13 protein-coding genes and 2 pseudogenes are annotated in these 14,939 nt (G+C 63.8%); 12 read left to right on the top strand and 3 right to left on the bottom strand.

Features of this window, described 5'->3' with window-relative positions; genetic code table 11:
• Positions 1 to 5 precede the first annotated feature (5 nt).
• The 7 genes from AC3EDY_RS02375 to AC3EDY_RS02345 are packed head-to-tail and all read left to right on the top strand — an operon-like array spanning position 6 to position 8,483.
• Entirely contained in the window at positions 6 to 1,031 is a 1,026-nt protein-coding gene (locus AC3EDY_RS02375) for a threonine ammonia-lyase (protein ID WP_488570866.1), read from the top strand.
• Positions 1,028 to 2,896: a serine hydrolase domain-containing protein gene (locus tag AC3EDY_RS02370; protein WP_488570865.1), complete on the top strand. Its 1,869-nt coding sequence runs from the start codon at positions 1,028 to 1,030 to the stop codon at positions 2,894 to 2,896. Before AC3EDY_RS02375 ends, AC3EDY_RS02370 begins: the two co-directional genes overlap by 4 nt.
• Positions 2,896 to 4,245 carry an MFS transporter gene (locus AC3EDY_RS02365; RefSeq protein WP_488571208.1) on the top strand — a complete coding sequence of 450 codons (1,350 nt, stop codon included), beginning with the start codon at positions 2,896 to 2,898 and terminating at the stop codon, positions 4,243 to 4,245. The genes AC3EDY_RS02370 and AC3EDY_RS02365 overlap by 1 nt, the downstream gene beginning before the upstream one ends.
• 58 nt (positions 4,246 to 4,303) lie before the next feature.
• Positions 4,304 to 4,771, top strand: coding sequence for a MaoC/PaaZ C-terminal domain-containing protein (locus AC3EDY_RS02360; RefSeq protein ID WP_488570864.1), 468 nt, complete (start codon positions 4,304 to 4,306; stop codon positions 4,769 to 4,771).
• On the top strand, positions 4,768 to 6,408 hold the full coding sequence (locus AC3EDY_RS02355; RefSeq protein ID WP_488570863.1) for a class I adenylate-forming enzyme family protein: 1,641 nt from the start codon (positions 4,768 to 4,770) through the stop codon (positions 6,406 to 6,408). Before AC3EDY_RS02360 ends, AC3EDY_RS02355 begins: the two co-directional genes overlap by 4 nt.
• A gap of 17 nt (positions 6,409 to 6,425) precedes the next feature.
• Positions 6,426 to 7,550 carry an alanine racemase gene (locus AC3EDY_RS02350; protein ID WP_488570862.1) on the top strand — a complete coding sequence of 375 codons (1,125 nt, stop codon included), beginning with the start codon at positions 6,426 to 6,428 and terminating at the stop codon, positions 7,548 to 7,550.
• 9 nt (positions 7,551 to 7,559) lie between these two features.
• Positions 7,560 to 8,483 (top strand): ornithine cyclodeaminase family protein, encoded by a 924-nt coding sequence (locus AC3EDY_RS02345; RefSeq protein WP_488570861.1) that lies wholly within the window; start codon positions 7,560 to 7,562, stop codon positions 8,481 to 8,483.
• Positions 8,484 to 8,584: 101 nt separating this feature from the next.
• Here AC3EDY_RS02345 and AC3EDY_RS02340 read toward each other — a convergent pair.
• A pseudogene (locus AC3EDY_RS02340) lies at positions 8,585 to 9,337 on the bottom strand (Tn3 family transposase); the annotation flags it as partial.
• A gap of 346 nt (positions 9,338 to 9,683) precedes the next feature.
• On the opposite strand from AC3EDY_RS02340, the gene AC3EDY_RS02335 reads away from it, so the two are divergent.
• The 5 genes from AC3EDY_RS02335 to AC3EDY_RS02315 all read left to right on the top strand — a co-directional run bounded on the left by AC3EDY_RS02335 (position 9,684) and on the right by AC3EDY_RS02315 (position 13,432).
• Complete coding sequence (locus AC3EDY_RS02335; protein ID WP_488570860.1) at positions 9,684 to 10,268, top strand: sigma-70 family RNA polymerase sigma factor; 585 nt, start codon at positions 9,684 to 9,686, stop codon at positions 10,266 to 10,268.
• An 80-nt stretch (positions 10,269 to 10,348) separates the two neighbouring features.
• Entirely contained in the window at positions 10,349 to 10,987 is a 639-nt protein-coding gene (locus AC3EDY_RS02330) for a DUF1109 domain-containing protein (RefSeq protein ID WP_488570859.1), read from the top strand.
• A 93-nt stretch (positions 10,988 to 11,080) separates the two neighbouring features.
• Positions 11,081 to 11,497 (top strand): organic hydroperoxide resistance protein, encoded by a 417-nt coding sequence (locus tag AC3EDY_RS02325; RefSeq protein WP_488570858.1) that lies wholly within the window; start codon positions 11,081 to 11,083, stop codon positions 11,495 to 11,497.
• Positions 11,498 to 11,620: 123 nt separating this feature from the next.
• A complete protein-coding gene (locus tag AC3EDY_RS02320) occupies positions 11,621 to 12,067 on the top strand; it encodes a DUF6130 family protein (RefSeq protein WP_488570857.1) in 447 nt (148 codons plus the stop codon).
• Positions 12,068 to 12,130: 63 nt separating this feature from the next.
• A complete protein-coding gene (locus AC3EDY_RS02315) occupies positions 12,131 to 13,432 on the top strand; it encodes an epoxide hydrolase family protein (protein WP_488570856.1) in 1,302 nt (433 codons plus the stop codon).
• A gap of 151 nt (positions 13,433 to 13,583) precedes the next feature.
• Here the strand turns inward: AC3EDY_RS02315 and AC3EDY_RS02310 are convergent, their stop codons facing one another.
• Together AC3EDY_RS02310 and AC3EDY_RS02305 are read right to left on the bottom strand one after the other, a co-directional pair.
• Entirely contained in the window at positions 13,584 to 14,309 is a 726-nt protein-coding gene (locus tag AC3EDY_RS02310) for a helix-turn-helix domain-containing protein (RefSeq protein WP_488571207.1), read from the bottom strand.
• Between the two features lie 526 nt (positions 14,310 to 14,835).
• Positions 14,836 to 14,939, bottom strand: a pseudogene (locus tag AC3EDY_RS02305) (IS630 family transposase); the annotation flags it as partial.

Genomic DNA, 14,939 nt, shown 5'->3' with positions numbered 1-14,939 from the left:
GCGAGATGACGGTTCCCGAACCGAGCGGGAGCAGCCGGCAGCGGCATGATCTGCCGACTCCGGATGACGTCGCAAGTGCAGCGCTGCGCATCGCGCCGTGGATAAGGCGGACTGCAACGATCGAAAGCGCGCGGCTGAACGAACGGATCGGCGGTCGCATCCTGATCAAGCCGGAATGTCTCCAGATCACCGGATCGTTCAAGGCGCGCGGTGCCTTCAACCGGATGCTGGCGCTTTCCCCGGGCGAACGGAAGCGGGGCGTCGTTGCGTGGTCGGCCGGCAATCATGCCCAGGCGCTCGCCTGGGCTGGACTGAAGCTCGGCGTCAAAGCAACGATCATCATGCCGCACGATGCGCCACAGGCAAAGATAGCCGGCACCCGCCGCCACGGCGCAGAGATCGTCTTCTACGACCGGCAAACCGAGGATCGCGAGGCAATCGGACTTGAACTCGCGCGGACTTCGGATGCCATCGTCATTCCACCCTACGAAGACCCCCACGTCATCGCCGGCGGCGGGAGCGCCGGGCTTGAACTGATAGACGATGCCATCGCGGCCGGCACTCCGCTGGAGCGGCTCGTCGTGTGCGTCGGAGGGGGCGGCCTCATCGCAGGATGCGGACTTGCGGCGCTGGCAAGGGATCAGCACATCGCGAACTTCGCTGCCGAACCCGTGAACTTCGACGATACGGGCCGATCGCTGCGTTCCGGAAAGCGCGTGGCGAACGATCTTGGCCACCGCTCGATCGCGGATGCCTTGCTGACCGCCACGCCTGGCGAGATGACGTTTTCGCTAAACCGCTCGCTTCTTGCGGGTGCATATGCGGTGAACGACGATCAGATCCGCGAAGCGATGATCCTTGCGTTCGAAGACTTGCGCATGGTCGTCGAGCCCGGCGGAGCAGCGGCTCTGGCGGCGGTCCTGTCGTACCCGCAGGACTTTGCCCGAACCACGACCGGAGTCATCCTCACCGGCGGCAACGTGGATGCCGGGCTTTACGCTTCGGTGCTGTCGCACAAGGGGGAGGGATGACCATGATCCGTAGGTGGTGCGCTGCCGCCGCTGCGCTCGTCGGCCTTCTTGCCGTCCCGTCCTCCGCACAAGCTCCCGCCTGCGGTGTTCGCCCGGCACGGCCGACGGCTCTGGATTCTTCCGCCATGGAGCGCTTTCTGGTCGAGGAAATCGCCCGGACGATGGATCAGCGCGCCATTCCTGGCGGCGTCGTCAGCTTAGTCAAGGATGGCGGGCTCGTCTTCGCGCAGGGGTTCGGACATGCGGATGTATCGCGCGGCACGGGGGTGGACCCGGCACGCACGATTTTCCGCATCGGCTCGATCACCAAGGTCGCAACGACAATTGCAGCAATGCAAAATGTCGCTGCTGGCAAGCTCTCCCTCACTCGTCCCGTTTCCGACTATCCCGGATTTGACGTCTTCACCGGTGCCGGCGGGCGGCCGATCACGCTTGCGAACCTCCTCACCCATACCGCAGGGTTCGAGGAAGGCGGACTCGAATTCTATGATACTCGGCCATTCCAGACCCAGCCGGAGCTGCTGCCCTTTCTGCGCCGGACTCGACCAGCAGCGGTCTACGCGCCGGGAACCACGCGCGCCTATTCGAACTTCGGGCTTTCTCTCGTCGCAGCCCTGATCGAGCAATCCTCTGGAGAGCGCTACGCGCCCTACCTGGACCGCCACTTGTTCGCGCCGCTCGGCATGACGTCGACGACGGTCCTGCAGCCGGTGCCGGCGGACAGGGCGGCACGGGTGACGACAGGCTATGTCGGCAATCTCCGTGCCTTGCAGACCGCACCGGTCGAGTTCAGCCGGGGCATAGGCGCCGGCGAGATGTCGACGACCGCCACCGACATGGCGAAGTTCATGCAGGCGCTGCTCGACCCCGGTCGGGACGGCGCGGGCGCGATCACGCCGGCCATTGTCGCGGCCATGACCAGGCCGCACTGGCGCGAGGCGCCTTGCGGGAACGCCCTGGGCTGGGTGCTGTGGATCGAGAACCGCAGAGGAACGAGACTGGTCGGGCATGGCGGCGATCTCATCGGCGGCGTCGCGAACATGATCCTGTTCCCGGACTACGGGATCGGCGTCTTCTACGCATTCAACAGCAACGACTCCACGGCCGTCAATTCGCTCCAGAACAGGATCGTCGATGCCTGGTTTCCGGCATCATCCGCGCCTTGGCCCGCGCCTGCCGAACCCGCCCTGCCTGTCGGAGAGTACCACGGCACGCGCACCGGAGTGCAGAACTTCGGGCGGTTCGCCCGTCTCCTTGGTGACGCCGTAACCCATGTCGACGCCGCTCCCGGGAACGGAGTGCTGATCGACGGCGAGCTATGGCGCCCTCGCGCGCCCGGAGTGTACGAAAGCGACGTTGGAGGCCGCACGCTCGTGGCGTTCGAGGTCGATGGGCGGCCGGCCTTCGTTCAGCGCGGCACGCAGTCGTTCATCCGGGCGCGCTGGATCGACCGAACTGCCGTGCAGCTCGCAATCGGCCTCGGGTCCTTGCTGATGCTGCTTGGCGCGATCGGGTTTGCCGCGGCGGGGGCACGCAGGAAGGTGTCAGCTCTGTCCGCGCCGCGCTGGCCGCTGCTGCTTCCGTCGGGCGTCCTCGTCCTTGCCATTGCCGTACTCGGGTCGATCGCTTCGGTCGGCAGCGAGCAATCCGCCTGGTTGTTCGGTGTCCCGCCGCATGTTCGCCTGGCGGTTGTGCTTGCGTACCTCATACCGCCTCTGGCCCTGGGATCGCTCGTGACCACGGCATTCTTCTGGCGCCGGCAGGCGAGCAAGGCACATCGGGCGGCACATCTGGTCGCGTCGGTCGCGGCTGTGGTGCTGGCCGGGTGGCTCGCCTATTGGAACCTGATCGGGCCACGCTTCTGATGCAGCCCCGGCAGCCTTTTGCTCCTACGCTTCCGCGCCTTGCCGGCTTTGCTGCAGGGGCGAGCGGTGTGGGCATCACGACCACTGTGCCTCCGCTGCTCCTGCTGTACTACCTGACCCAGGTGCGAGGCGTACCGCCGGCGATGGCGGGCGTCGGGCTGTTCATTCCGCAGCTTGTCGAATTCGGGGTGGCACCCTTGCTAGGGCTGGCATCGGACCGGACACGCAAATGCTGGGGCCGCCGGCCCTTCATGCTTGGCGGAGCGCTTGCCAGCACGCTTGCGTTGGCCTTCCTGTTTGCGGCACCCGCCACGTCGGGACCGATTGCCATCCTGCTCTACACCGCGGCATTTTACGTCCTTGTCGTGCTCGCGAGCGGGCTTTTTGCGGTGCCCCATCTCGCGCTGACTGCGGAATTGAGCGACGACGCGGCGGTCCGCGGGCGACTGGTCGCGGCGAGGATGACGTTTGCCATGGGCGGCATTCTCGTCAGCGGCGCGCTCGCCCGACCGCTGGTCGACATGCTTGGAGGCGGGCGGTCCGGTTTCGCCGCGTTGTCGCTTGCACTGGGCTTCGTTGCCGGGTCGATGATGCTTGTCACATGGCTCGCCACGCGGGGCGCAACGGCCGTGGGGCAAGCCTCCCAGCCGCAGGTTGGCCCGATCGGCACCATGCTGCGGCAGACGGTCGCCTCGCGCGGGTTCGGCATCCTGGCGTTGGCATATATCGTGCAGACGACCGGCGCCGGCATGGGCCTGGGGACCTGGGCCTTCTATGCGGACAATGTTCTCCACGACAGCCATGCGATCGCGTGGATTTTCGGCTCGGCCATGCTCGCCTCGATCATTGCCCTGCCCTTCTGGCCGCGCATCGTCCGCGGTCTGGGACTTCCAGCCGGCTATCTTCTCGCAGTGACCCTCGCAAGCGTGGGCGGTCTTGGCGCATTCGCGTTGAGCACCGGCATGCCCGACCGGTCACTGCTGATTGCCATGCTGGTCCTGATGGGGTGCGGCACAGCAGGAATGCAGTTCGTTCCGTTTTTCCTGATCGCTGACCTAGCAAATCGCCACAGCCGCCCGGATCGGATCGTGGCCGGAACTCTGACAGGGCTCTGGCTGACGGTCGAGAAGATCGGCTTCGCGCTGGGCTCGCTCGGCCTGGGGCTGGCGCTCGGCGAGGCCGGGTACCACGCGACGACAGGAGTAGCACCCTTGCCGCAGGAACCAGCAGCCATCGAGGCGGTGATCAGGACGGCGACCGTCTATCCCGCGATGCTGTACTGCCTCAGCTTCCTTGTCCTGCTGCTCTTGCCGGAATGGCGTCCCGGTCGGCGCAGTGCGGTCGCTTGACCCGCCGCAAAGCCAGGTCGCAGACCATCCCTTTCCACCGAACTCCAAGGATTTACACGTGATCACACAGGAAACAGAACGGTCTTCCATCGGCACCCTGTCCGAGCGCGTCGGGACGGAAATCGGCACTTCGCCATGGTTCGAACTCACGCAGGATCGCGTGACCGCGTTCGGCGGCGTGACGCTGGACTTCGATCCTCATCACATCGATCCGGCGCAGGCAAAGCGCGGGCCGTTCGGGGTATCGACTGCGCAGGGGTTTCTCACCCTCTCGCTCCTCACCCACTTCATTTCGACGATGCCGGCGATGATCGAGCTCAGGCAGCATATCAACTACGGCTTCAACCGCGTTCGCTTCGTCAAGCCGGCGGTCGTCGGGCATCATCTGCGGGCAAGATTCACGCTGAACGGCGTCGAGGCGCGCAAGGAAGGCGCGTGCCTGCTGACCTTCGGCGTCGAAGTTAGCTCACGCGAAACAGAGCAACTGGTGATGACGGCCGAGTGGCTGGCGCTGGTCTTCCTGTGACACGGGGGGCAGACCTGCAAGTGCCGGCCTGGCACCGCCTTGCTCGCGAAGCGGTTCCTTCGCTGCCGACGCTCGACGCATATGTTGCGCACTACGCGCAGCAGGACCCTGCGCGCGAAGCTGCTGTCGATCTGGACGGCCAGCGCTGGACATATGCCGGCTTCGCACGCCTGGTCCACGAACTGCAGGGCGGGTTGGTTGCACGCGGCGTCGCGCCTGGAGATACCATAGCCGTCCTCGCTCCGTCCTCCGCCTTCGCCTGGGCCAGCCTGCTGGGAGCGACCGGGCTGGGCATCGTCTGGCTGGGCCTTAACCTCCGCTATACGGTCACCGAGTACCGCCACATCCTGAAGGACGCCCGACCGAAGCTGATTTTCGCACACCGCGAGATGGACGGACGGGATTACACGAGCGATTTTGCGGATCTTGCAGCTGAAGGCGGCGATTTTCCGGCACTGGTGTGGATCGAGCCACAAGCTGGCGAAGACAACGTCGGTTCCTTCCTCGACGATGGACGCAAGATCGATGCTCAAGCGGTAGCTGCGCAGCGTGAGGCTACCGATACGTCCCGGGCGGCGGTGCTCGTCTATACATCGGGGAGCACGGGCAAGCCCAAGGGAGCGTTGCTGTCACAGGCCGGGCTCGTTGCCTCGGCGCGGGTTCAGGCCCATCATTACGGCGTTGCCGGGGGAGCGACTCTCAATCCCCTGCCGATCAACCACGTCGGCTGGATCTGCGATACCTGCGCTACCGTCCTGGTGACGGGTGGGACGCTGGTATTTGCCTCCCGATTCGACCCGGCAGCTCTGCTCGGGGCCTTTGCCGCAGAACGCATTGCCACCTGGGGCGGAGTGCCCACCATGTTCCAGATGATGCTGGATCATCCCGCGGCGGCCGATGCCGATTTCTCGACGATCCGCAGGGTGCTCTGGTCCGGCGCACCCATGCCTATGCCGCTTGCCCGGCGGCTGGCGAGCTTCGGAGTGCCTGTCCACAACTTCTACGGGATGACCGAGACGACCGGCAGTATCTGCTTCACCGATCCCGACGTCGATCTCGAGACGGCCGTCAACTGCATCGGCCGTCCGGAAGCGAGCTATGACGTGAGGATCGCCGATCCGTCGACCAACCGGCCTTGTGAAGCGGGCGATGTGGGAGAGATCCAGGTAAAGTCGCCCGGCATCTTCCTGGAATATCTCAATGCGCCGGAGGCGACCCGCAGCGCATTCACGGCGGATGGCTGGTTCCGGACAGGCGACCTGGCCGCGCGCCGCTCCGACGGCAACTACGTGCTGCGGGGGCGATCCAAGGAGATGTTCAAATCGGGGGGCTACAACGTCTATCCGCGCGAAATCGAAGATGTGCTCGAAGCACATCCATCGGTTGCCCTCGCCTGCGTGGTCGCAACAAGCGACCCCCTGTTCCATGAGGTTGGCCATGGCTTTGTCATGCCGCGCGAGGGCGTGGCAATCGACCTTGCCGATCTCCAGGCACATGTCCGTGCCCATCTGGCCAATTACAAGTGCCCCAAGACCATAGAAATCGTTGGCTCCATGCCGATGCTGCCCATCGGAAAGGTCGATCGGGCAAGCCTTGCGCGCACAGCCGCAGCCAAGGCTGCACAGGCCGGGTCCTGAGGCCGGAAAGACGCAAGATGCAGCCCGATCTCCAAGCTCTCCATGCCCTCTACACGCCCGCCCTGCTTCTCGACGAAGCGAAGATGATGCGGAACATCGCCAGGCTTGGGCGCAAGACTGAAGGGTTCGGCGTAGCGCTCCGCCCGCATCTCAAGACGGCCAAGTCGATCGAAGTGGCCATGCGGTTGACCGGCGGCCGGCCCGGTCCGATTACCGTTTCGACCCTGGCCGAGGCCGAGGCGTTCTTTCGCGCAGGATACAGCGATCTTCTCTACGCGGTCGGCATCGCTCCGCAGAAGATCGCAAGGGCGCAAGCACTCAAAGCTGCCGGTTGCGACCTGATCCTCACGCTCGACAGCGTGGAACAGGCGCACATTGTCGCCAAGGCGGGCATTGCGGCGCTGATCGAGATCGACTGCGATGGCCATCGTGGCGGACTGAAGTTCGCCGACCCGTTGCTGCTCGAAGTGGGCAGGATTCTGACAGAGGGCGGCGTGCTCCGTGGGGTGATGGCCCACGCAGGAGAAAGCTATACCGCTGCGGGGCCCGAGGTTCATGCCGATTTCGCTAGACGTGAACACGAGAGCGTCGTGCAAGCAGCGCGCCTGCTGGGCGATGCAGGATATCCTTGCGCTGTGTTGAGCGTCGGCTCGACGCCAACCGCCCACGTGGCACGAGATTTCGCGGGGATCACGGAAGTCAGGGCAGGGGTCTATGCTTTCTTCGATCTGCAGATGGCGGAGCTCGGCGTGTGTCAGGTGGACGACATTGCCACCACCGTGCTGACGACGGTCATCGGACATCTGCCTGACAGGGGCTGGATCCTTGTGGACGCCGGCTGGAGTGCGCTGTCTTCCGACCGGTCCGCGAGCGGTGCCAGCCAAGGCGTCGGCTACGGGCTGGTGTGCGACATTGAAGGAATCGGACTCCCCGACCTGTTCGTTGCCCAACTTGATCAGGAGCACGGCATCATCGGGCTCAGTGCCGACGCTTGCGGCCCGCTGCCCTTCCTCCCGGTCGGCACGAAGCTGCGCATCCTGCCATATCACGCCTGCGCGACAGGCTCGCGGCACAATCTCTATGACGTGATTCCGGTTGACGACACCGCCCTCGCCATCTGGCAGCGGATAAGCGGTTGGTAGGGGCGAGCGATGCAGATCATAACCGAAGCACAGTCCTCAGCACTCGTCAGTCATGCTCTGGCGTTCGAGGCCGTTTTCCAGGCCTTCATTACGGCATGCGAGGGCAAGGCGGAGACGTTTCCCGTCGTGTCGGCACACGGCAGCGATCCCGATAACCGCTTCACGATAAAGTCTGCCACCGCCCCAGCCATGGCAGGATTGAAAGTCGGGTCGTACTTTCCGTCAAACGACATATCGGGCCTCCCGCGTCATGCCTCCACCATCATGCTCCTCGATCAGAGTTCCGGACGGATCGGTGCAGTGATCGAGGGTTCGGAGGTCAATTGCTACCGGACGGCAGCCGCCGATGCGGTGGCCACCAATGCCTTAGCAAGGCAGGACGCTGAAACGCTCGCGCTTATCGGCACTGGTCATCAGGCGTTGTACGAAGCCCAAGCGGTAGCGCGCGTCAGGACGCTGGCGAGGGTGCTCGTCGTCGGCAGGAACGTGCCACGCAGGGATAGGCTGATCCAAACCCTGCGCCAGAAAGGATTGCCTGCCGAGGCTGCGCCGGCGCAAGAGGCGGTGCGGCTGGCCGACATTGTGGTGACTGTCACCACTTCGACCGAGCCGCTGTTCGACGCGTCCTGGGTCAAGCCCGGCACGCACGTGTCGTCGATGGGGTCCGATGCACCCGGAAAGCAGGAGCTTCCACCCGCTTTGCTGGAGCACGCGCTCCTTTTCTGCGACCTTCCCGCACAGTCAAGGCGCGTCGGCGAATTTCAGCACGCGCCGGTCGGTGCACCGCTGGTTGCCATCGGAGACGTGCTACGCGCGGCCGCGCCCGGCCGGCAATCCGCGGAGCAGATAACGGTCTTCGACAGCTCGGGCCTCTGCTTGCAGGATCTCTACATGGCGAGCGCCATCCTGTCGAAGACCGCACAGACGAGATAATCGTGACGCTTGGGAGATCCGCTCTACTGGGAGGCACCTCAAGGTTTGTTACACGGATAGCGGTGAGCTGGACATTTGGGGAACGGGCGCTTTTGGGCCAATCATACGCCGGGCTCGTGGCCGAGATTGAGCGCGCGGTATCCGTCGCGGTCCAGATCGATCGCGGCGTTCTGCCACAAGTAGTCGCCGGTCAGGCTAATGTGCCGCCACCCGAGTGGCGCGACATGGGCGAGCAGCTCGTCAGGCGCGAGCTCGCCGTGAGCGCGGAGGTACTCGACTGCGCGACCTATATATAGGGTGTTCCAGTACACGATTGCGGCGGTGATGAGGGTCAACCCGGAGGCTTTGAGCGCTTGGTTGTCGAACTGCGGGTCGCGCAGCCGCCCCTGCTTTTGGACGAACACGGCCTGGGCGAGCGTGTGCCGCGCTTCGCCCTTGTTCAGCCCCGCCTGACACTGCTGGCGGAGCGATTTGGACTCCAGCCAGTCGAGCGTGAACAGGGTTCGCACGATCCGGCCCAGCTCCTGGAGCGCGAAGTCGAGTCGGTTCTGACGACGATGGGCGGTAAACTTGCGGAGCATGACGGACGGGAGCACTAACCCGGCCTTTACCGAAGCGACTAGCCGAATGATCTCTTCCCAGCTCTCCCGGATCGCAGCGATGTTGAACGGTCGCCTGATCAGCGTGGCCAGAGCCTGGTGGTGGGTCATGCCGGCGAACACGCCCAGCTTGCGGTCGGCCAGGTCGCGAAGGCCCGGCACGAACCGGAAGCCAAGGAGATGCGCGAGGGCAAAGACATGATCGGAAGCCCCGCCCGTATCGGCGTAGTGTGTCGCGGGCTCGATCCCGTAGCCGATCAGACCCGCGCGTTCACTTCCCCACTTTAAGCGTCGGCTTCTGGCGTACGCTGCCGGCTGGATCGACCGTGGGCGCAATGGCAGACGTCGAGCACGACTCACAAGCAGGTGAGCCCAATTTCTATTTTTGGCGAATTCTGAGATGCCGAGCATCTGGAGGCCGATGCTACAAGGGCTGGTCTAGAACACTCTGAATGCAGATCTGACGAAGCGGACATGTTCTTGCCTCGCAGTCCCAACCCCACGTCGCCAAAATTTCGGAACAGTCGGCGCAAGCGGCGGACGGCGGACAGTCGGCAGCCTATCTAAACTTAGCCCATGACCAACGCCATGGGAGCAAAACATGACTACAACGACCGCTGGTGCCAGCACACGCAATGCCAATCGTCGCGCCACGGAAGAACGGCTGAAGTCCGCCATGCTAGCAGGACTTGAGGGCGACGCGAAGGCATACTCGGATCTGCTGCAGGCTTCCGCGCCGCTTCTCAGGGCTTTTTTCGCCCGGCGCCTCCACGATAACAGGAGCGAGATAGAAGACCTTGTGCAGGAAGCACTGATCGCCGTGCATACGCGACGGGGCAGCTTCGATCGTGATCGGCGCTTCACGCCGTGGCTGTTTTCCATCGCTCGGCACAAGCTTGTGGATCACTACCGCCGGTGGGTTCGCCACTTTCCGATCGAATCTCTGGAAGACATCCTTGTCGTCGAGGGCTTCCAGGAAAACAGCGATGCAGCGATGGATGTGGAGCGCTTGTTCGAGGTCCTTTCGCCGAAGCAGGCGCGCGCCATTCGCGACACGAAGATCGAGGGCCTGAGCATTTCGGAGGCTGCCGAACGCGCGGGCATTAGTGCCTCTGACGTCAAGATCTCCGTACATCGAGGCATGAAGCGGCTCAGCGAAAGCCTCATGGCCTCAGTTTCCCATTAAGCCAGTCCTGCCGGAGCAGGAAGTTGCGGCGTAACCAATCAGGCGTCGGTTGCGAATGCAGCGGCCGAGAGGAGTTTTGGATGGATACGGATCTGCTGATTCAAAGGCTTGCGCAGGATGCACGGCCCGTCGGCCGCCGCCAACTTGAGCGCCGTTTTGCTGCTGGCCTGGCAATCGGATCGTGCGCTGCGTTCGCAGTTGTCGTCACGATGCTGGGCACGCGGCCGGATCTGCCGGCGGCGGCAGAAACGGCTGCCTTCTGGATGAAGGCCGCCTTCACATGTTCCCTTGGAAGCATCGGGCTTTTCCTGGCTTTGCAGCTTGCAAGGCCGGACAGCGACAAGACCAGAGGTTGGTGGTTGCCGGTTCTGCCCATCGCGGCACTGCTGTCGCTTTCGCTCTTCGAATTGAGGCACGCGCTGCCCGACGATCGCAGCAGCCTCGTCCTGGCCCCGGGGTGGACGTGCTTGCCGCTGATCCTCGGTCTCGGCCTGCCGATTTTCTCGGGTCTGGTCTGGTGTCTGCGCAAGTTGGCCCCGACCCGCCTCAGAGCAGCCGGAGCCGCGGCTGGACTGGCCGCCGGTGGATTTGCCGCAACGCTTTACTGTCTTCACTGCCAGCAGGTTTCACCAACCTACGTCCTGACACGCTACACCGTCCCGGTCGCTCTATTTTCTGTCGCGGGTGCATGGCTGGGACCACGACTGCTGAGATGGTGAGCTGCGGGGCAAGCAAGTAACCCGCCTCGCAGAACCGGCGAATAGCTTCATGTCGGCCACACCCTGTGACCCTTTCAAAGAAGGAAACTCGACATGAACCAGATCAGCAAGCTGCTCTACACCGGGCGCACCCACACGACCGGTGGCCGCGACGGATCGTCGCGAACGGACGACGACCGTCTCAACGTCAAGCTCTCGACCCCCGGCACCAAAGGCACCGGCACGAACCCCGAGCAGCTGTTCGCTGCCGGCTGGTCGGCCTGCTTCATCGGGGCCATCCAGGCGGCAGCCTTCGAACGGAAGATTGCGGTGCCGCAGGACGTAGCGGTCGACGCCGAAGTCGATCTGGGTACCAATGAAGGCGGCTATCTCCTTGGCGCGCGGCTCAAGGTGACGCTTCCTGGTCTGGATCGTGACGTGGCACGGGGGTTGGTCGAGGCAGCTCATCAGACTTGCCCCTATTCGAAAGCCACCCGCGGAAACATTTCGGTCGAGATCACGCTCGTCTGAACCCGCATCCGGACCTTGCCCGCGCATTCAGGCGCGGGCGGGTCTGATCGGCCGCCGACGCTTCGGTCGCAGGCGGCACGAGATCTTCCAGACAGAAGGAACTGGCTCATGGTTTCACGACTCATGATGGCGGCGGCCATGGGCCTGCTGGCCACCAGCGCCAATGCGCAGGAAAGCACGGCGGCGCAGGCGGTTTCGTACAAGGCGACGCCCTTCCTGCCCATCGCGAACGAGGCGCCCGCGAAACTGCACGTCGATCCACCCTTGGCGGAACCTCTGGCACTTCGCGGTGCTGCGGTCATTCCCTACCGGACGGAGAACTTCCGCATCCTCCCGATCTTTGGTCCAGGAGCGCGCGATGTTTCGCCGCGAGCGGGTCACTTGCACGTGACGGTCGACGATTTGCCATGGCACTGGGCTGATGCCGGGGACAATGCAACCGTCGTCGTCGTCGGGCTTCCGGCAGGCCAGCACAAGATCCTGATCGAGCTGGCCACCCCTGATCACCAGGTGATCACGGGGCAGACCGTGACGTTCACAGTGCCGCAGATAGCCGCGCACGCTCATTAGAAATGCAATCTGCGCTGAGCGAACCCCCGAGCTTCGCACAGCGTCAAGCACGGAGAACCCCCCATGATTACTGGCAGTTCACGGCGCCTCGCGGCGTCGGCAACCCTCGCGCTCGCTCTTGCCACTTCTTCCGGCACCGCCCTTGCCAATGCTGGCAGCGCCGGCCAGGCTGCAGACGTGGCTATCCGCCCGTTTCATTTTCATGCAAGCGAAGAAGCGCTTGCCGATCTACGCGGCCGGGTTCTTTCCACCCGCTGGCCTGAAAAGGAAACGGTATCCGACACGTCTCAAGGCGTTCCGCTCGCCACCCTCCAGGGACTCGCTCACTACTGGGCAACCGACTACGATTGGCGCAGGGCAGAACGAAAGCTTGACGCGCTGCCGCAGTTCGTGACGAGCATCGACGGGTTGGACATTCATTTCATTCAGGTCCGCTCTCCTCGCAAGAATGCGCTGCCGATCATCATCACTCACGGCTGGCCCGGATCCGTGCTCGAGCAGATCAAGCTCGTCGACCTTCTGACCAATCCCGAAGCTCACGGCGGGAGATCCGAAGACGCCTTCGACGTCATCATTCCGTCCATGCCGGGCTATGGTTTCTCGGGCAAACCCACGGTCACGGGATGGGGGCCTGAGCACATGGCTCGCGCCTGGGCGGAACTGATGAAGCGCCTGGGCTACACGCGTTACGTCGCTCAAGGTGGCGATTGGGGCGCGTTCGTGGTGGATCAGATGGGGCTTCAGGCACCTGAGGGACTTCTTGCCATCCACACCAACATGCCGGCGACGGTGCCTGCAGATCTCGACAGGGCTCTCGGGGCCGGAGCACCGGCTCCCGACAATCTGGCTCCGGACGAGAAGCGGGCATATGATCAGCTGGCCCGCACCTTCAAGCAGGTCGACTATGCCCGGCTGATGGCCTCCCGGCCTCAGACGCTTTACGGGATCGCGGATTCCCCAGTGGGGCTGGCGGCATGGTTGCTGGACCACAATGATGCGGAAGGGCAACCCGCGGGCGCCGTCCTTGCCGGGCTTGCGCGGACGTCGAGCGATAAGGGCGAGCTGACCCGCGAAGACATTCTCGACAACATCACGCTCTACTGGCTGACGAACACAGGCGTGTCGGCGTCACGGCTGTACTGGGAGTATCGGGGCGGCTTCTTCAACGCAAAGGGCGTCAAGATCCCGGTCGCCGTCACGGTGTTCCCCAACGAACAGTACGAGGCACCATTGAGCTGGACCAGGCGGGCGTACCCGAAGCTGATCTACTATCACCACGCTGCCAAGGGGGGCCATTTCGCGGCTTGGGAACAGCCGCAGCTCTTTGCCGAGGAACTCCGGGCCGCATTCCGTTCCGTCCGCTAGCATGGCCAGGTGGAGGGGACCTTGCTTCAAGGATTACCCGCTTCAGTCGTACCAGGCATCAGCACGGCTGACGTGGCACGCGACGCTGCGCTGGAACCGGATGGGCCCTGCGCAGCGTCCTGCTGGCCCATGCACGGTTGATGGGAATTGTCTAAAGGCGGCGGCGAAATTCGCTTGGCGAGACACCGAGGAGCTTGCGAAATGCTGCCGCGAATGAGGACGGCGTCTGGTATCCCACCGCCAAAGCTATTTCCGTAACTGGCAGATCGGGGCTGCGCAGCAGCTCCTGGGCTCGCTGGATGCGCTCGCCCACAAGCCATTCGTGAGGGGTGCGGCCGGTTGCCTGACGGAACGCGGTGACAAAGTGAAAGCGGCTCAGGGCCACCAGGTTGGCGAGATCGCCGAGGCCGATCTCTTCGTCGAGGTGTTCCTTCATGAACGCCGCCACTTTCCTGACCTGCCAATCGGCAAGCCCTCGATTTGGCGTTGCGACCTTGAGCGATCCGAACGACGAATGGCCGCGAACGAGATGCGTGCACAGCAAGTCTATCGCCTGCTCCACGAAAAGCCGTGATGAAGCATCGGCCAGCGTTGCTTCCTGGCTCAGCATCTCCAGCAGACGCGCGGCGACAGGATCCTCGAACGCCACCCGGCCCAACAATTCGATCGTTCGACCGGACGTGAGTTGCTCGACCGCTGCCTGGATGCGCGCTTCGGGAAGGTAGACATGACTGACCTCGAGGCCACCGTCGATGTCCCAGTAACCGTCATGCCCGCTGGGAATGAGCGTAATGGTGCCTGGCCTCGTCCGCGAAAGCATCCGTCGCCCTTCGGTAAGCCAGACAAGCTCTCGCGAAGCAGGTCCGTAGAAGGTCATGACCACATGCGTGTCTAGCGCAGGCAGATTGTCATGCATCTCCCCGTGCGACCATCGCTGGGTAAGCCGCGTTTCGCCGGCCAGGACGTGCCCTACGACTGCGGGAGGCTGATCCAGCACGTTCCCCATCGCGGCAATGGCCTGAACGGACCCCGCATGCTCGCTGTCACTACCTTCACGCAAGAAGCGGCTCCCAACTTATACCCGGGAAGTGCTTAGAATACCGTAATTCAGGCGGTCATGCTAGGCGGCGTGGACAGATTCCTCAGCGCCACGGCTGGAGGCAGAAACCGCCAGTTCGAGGAGGAGAGGCTAGCGCCATATCGGGAATATGGCGCGCCGAGCCGACGCGGAAATGGCGGTTTCTGGTCCAGCCCCGCAGGGGTTGCCCTGTAAAAGGCCCTGGCCGCGTTGCTCGGCTTTGCAAGAGGCCCACTCTTGCTGCGTCCTCGCGCCTCGCCAGGGCCTTTTACAGGGCAACCGTGGCGTTGCGGAATCTGTCCACGCCACCTAGAGCAGATTCCGATCACTCTGGCTCATAACCTGCTGCGATAAAGTAATTTGTGCATTCGTGGGGTGTGAAGCGTGGCAGCGCATCGCGAATGGCATCCCAGAGTTCGGGGACAGTCC

The organism is Novosphingobium sp. DS6-6 (genome assembly GCF_057784975.1).
Note: the sequence above shows the minus strand (reverse complement) of the source record. Positions and strands in the feature narration are given on the sequence as shown.

What these genes read in the sequence shown, in the direction of transcription:
- AC3EDY_RS02375 (WP_488570866.1), top strand. Translation starts at nt 6, where the DNA reads ATGACGGTTCCCGAACCGAGCGGGAGCAGCCGGCAGCGGCATGATCTG.
- AC3EDY_RS02370 (WP_488570865.1), top strand. Translation starts at nt 1,028, where the DNA reads ATGACCATGATCCGTAGGTGGTGCGCTGCCGCCGCTGCGCTCGTCGGC.
- AC3EDY_RS02365 (WP_488571208.1), top strand. Translation starts at nt 2,896, where the DNA reads ATGCAGCCCCGGCAGCCTTTTGCTCCTACGCTTCCGCGCCTTGCCGGC.
- AC3EDY_RS02350 (WP_488570862.1), top strand. Translation starts at nt 6,426, where the DNA reads ATGCAGCCCGATCTCCAAGCTCTCCATGCCCTCTACACGCCCGCCCTG.
- AC3EDY_RS02345 (WP_488570861.1), top strand. Translation starts at nt 7,560, where the DNA reads ATGCAGATCATAACCGAAGCACAGTCCTCAGCACTCGTCAGTCATGCT.
- AC3EDY_RS02335 (WP_488570860.1), top strand. Translation starts at nt 9,684, where the DNA reads ATGACTACAACGACCGCTGGTGCCAGCACACGCAATGCCAATCGTCGC.
- AC3EDY_RS02330 (WP_488570859.1), top strand. Translation starts at nt 10,349, where the DNA reads ATGGATACGGATCTGCTGATTCAAAGGCTTGCGCAGGATGCACGGCCC.
- AC3EDY_RS02325 (WP_488570858.1), top strand. Translation starts at nt 11,081, where the DNA reads ATGAACCAGATCAGCAAGCTGCTCTACACCGGGCGCACCCACACGACC.
- AC3EDY_RS02320 (WP_488570857.1), top strand. Translation starts at nt 11,621, where the DNA reads ATGATGGCGGCGGCCATGGGCCTGCTGGCCACCAGCGCCAATGCGCAG.
- AC3EDY_RS02315 (WP_488570856.1), top strand. Translation starts at nt 12,131, where the DNA reads ATGATTACTGGCAGTTCACGGCGCCTCGCGGCGTCGGCAACCCTCGCG.
- AC3EDY_RS02310 (WP_488571207.1), bottom strand. Translation starts at nt 14,309, where the DNA reads ATGACCTTCTACGGACCTGCTTCGCGAGAGCTTGTCTGGCTTACCGAA.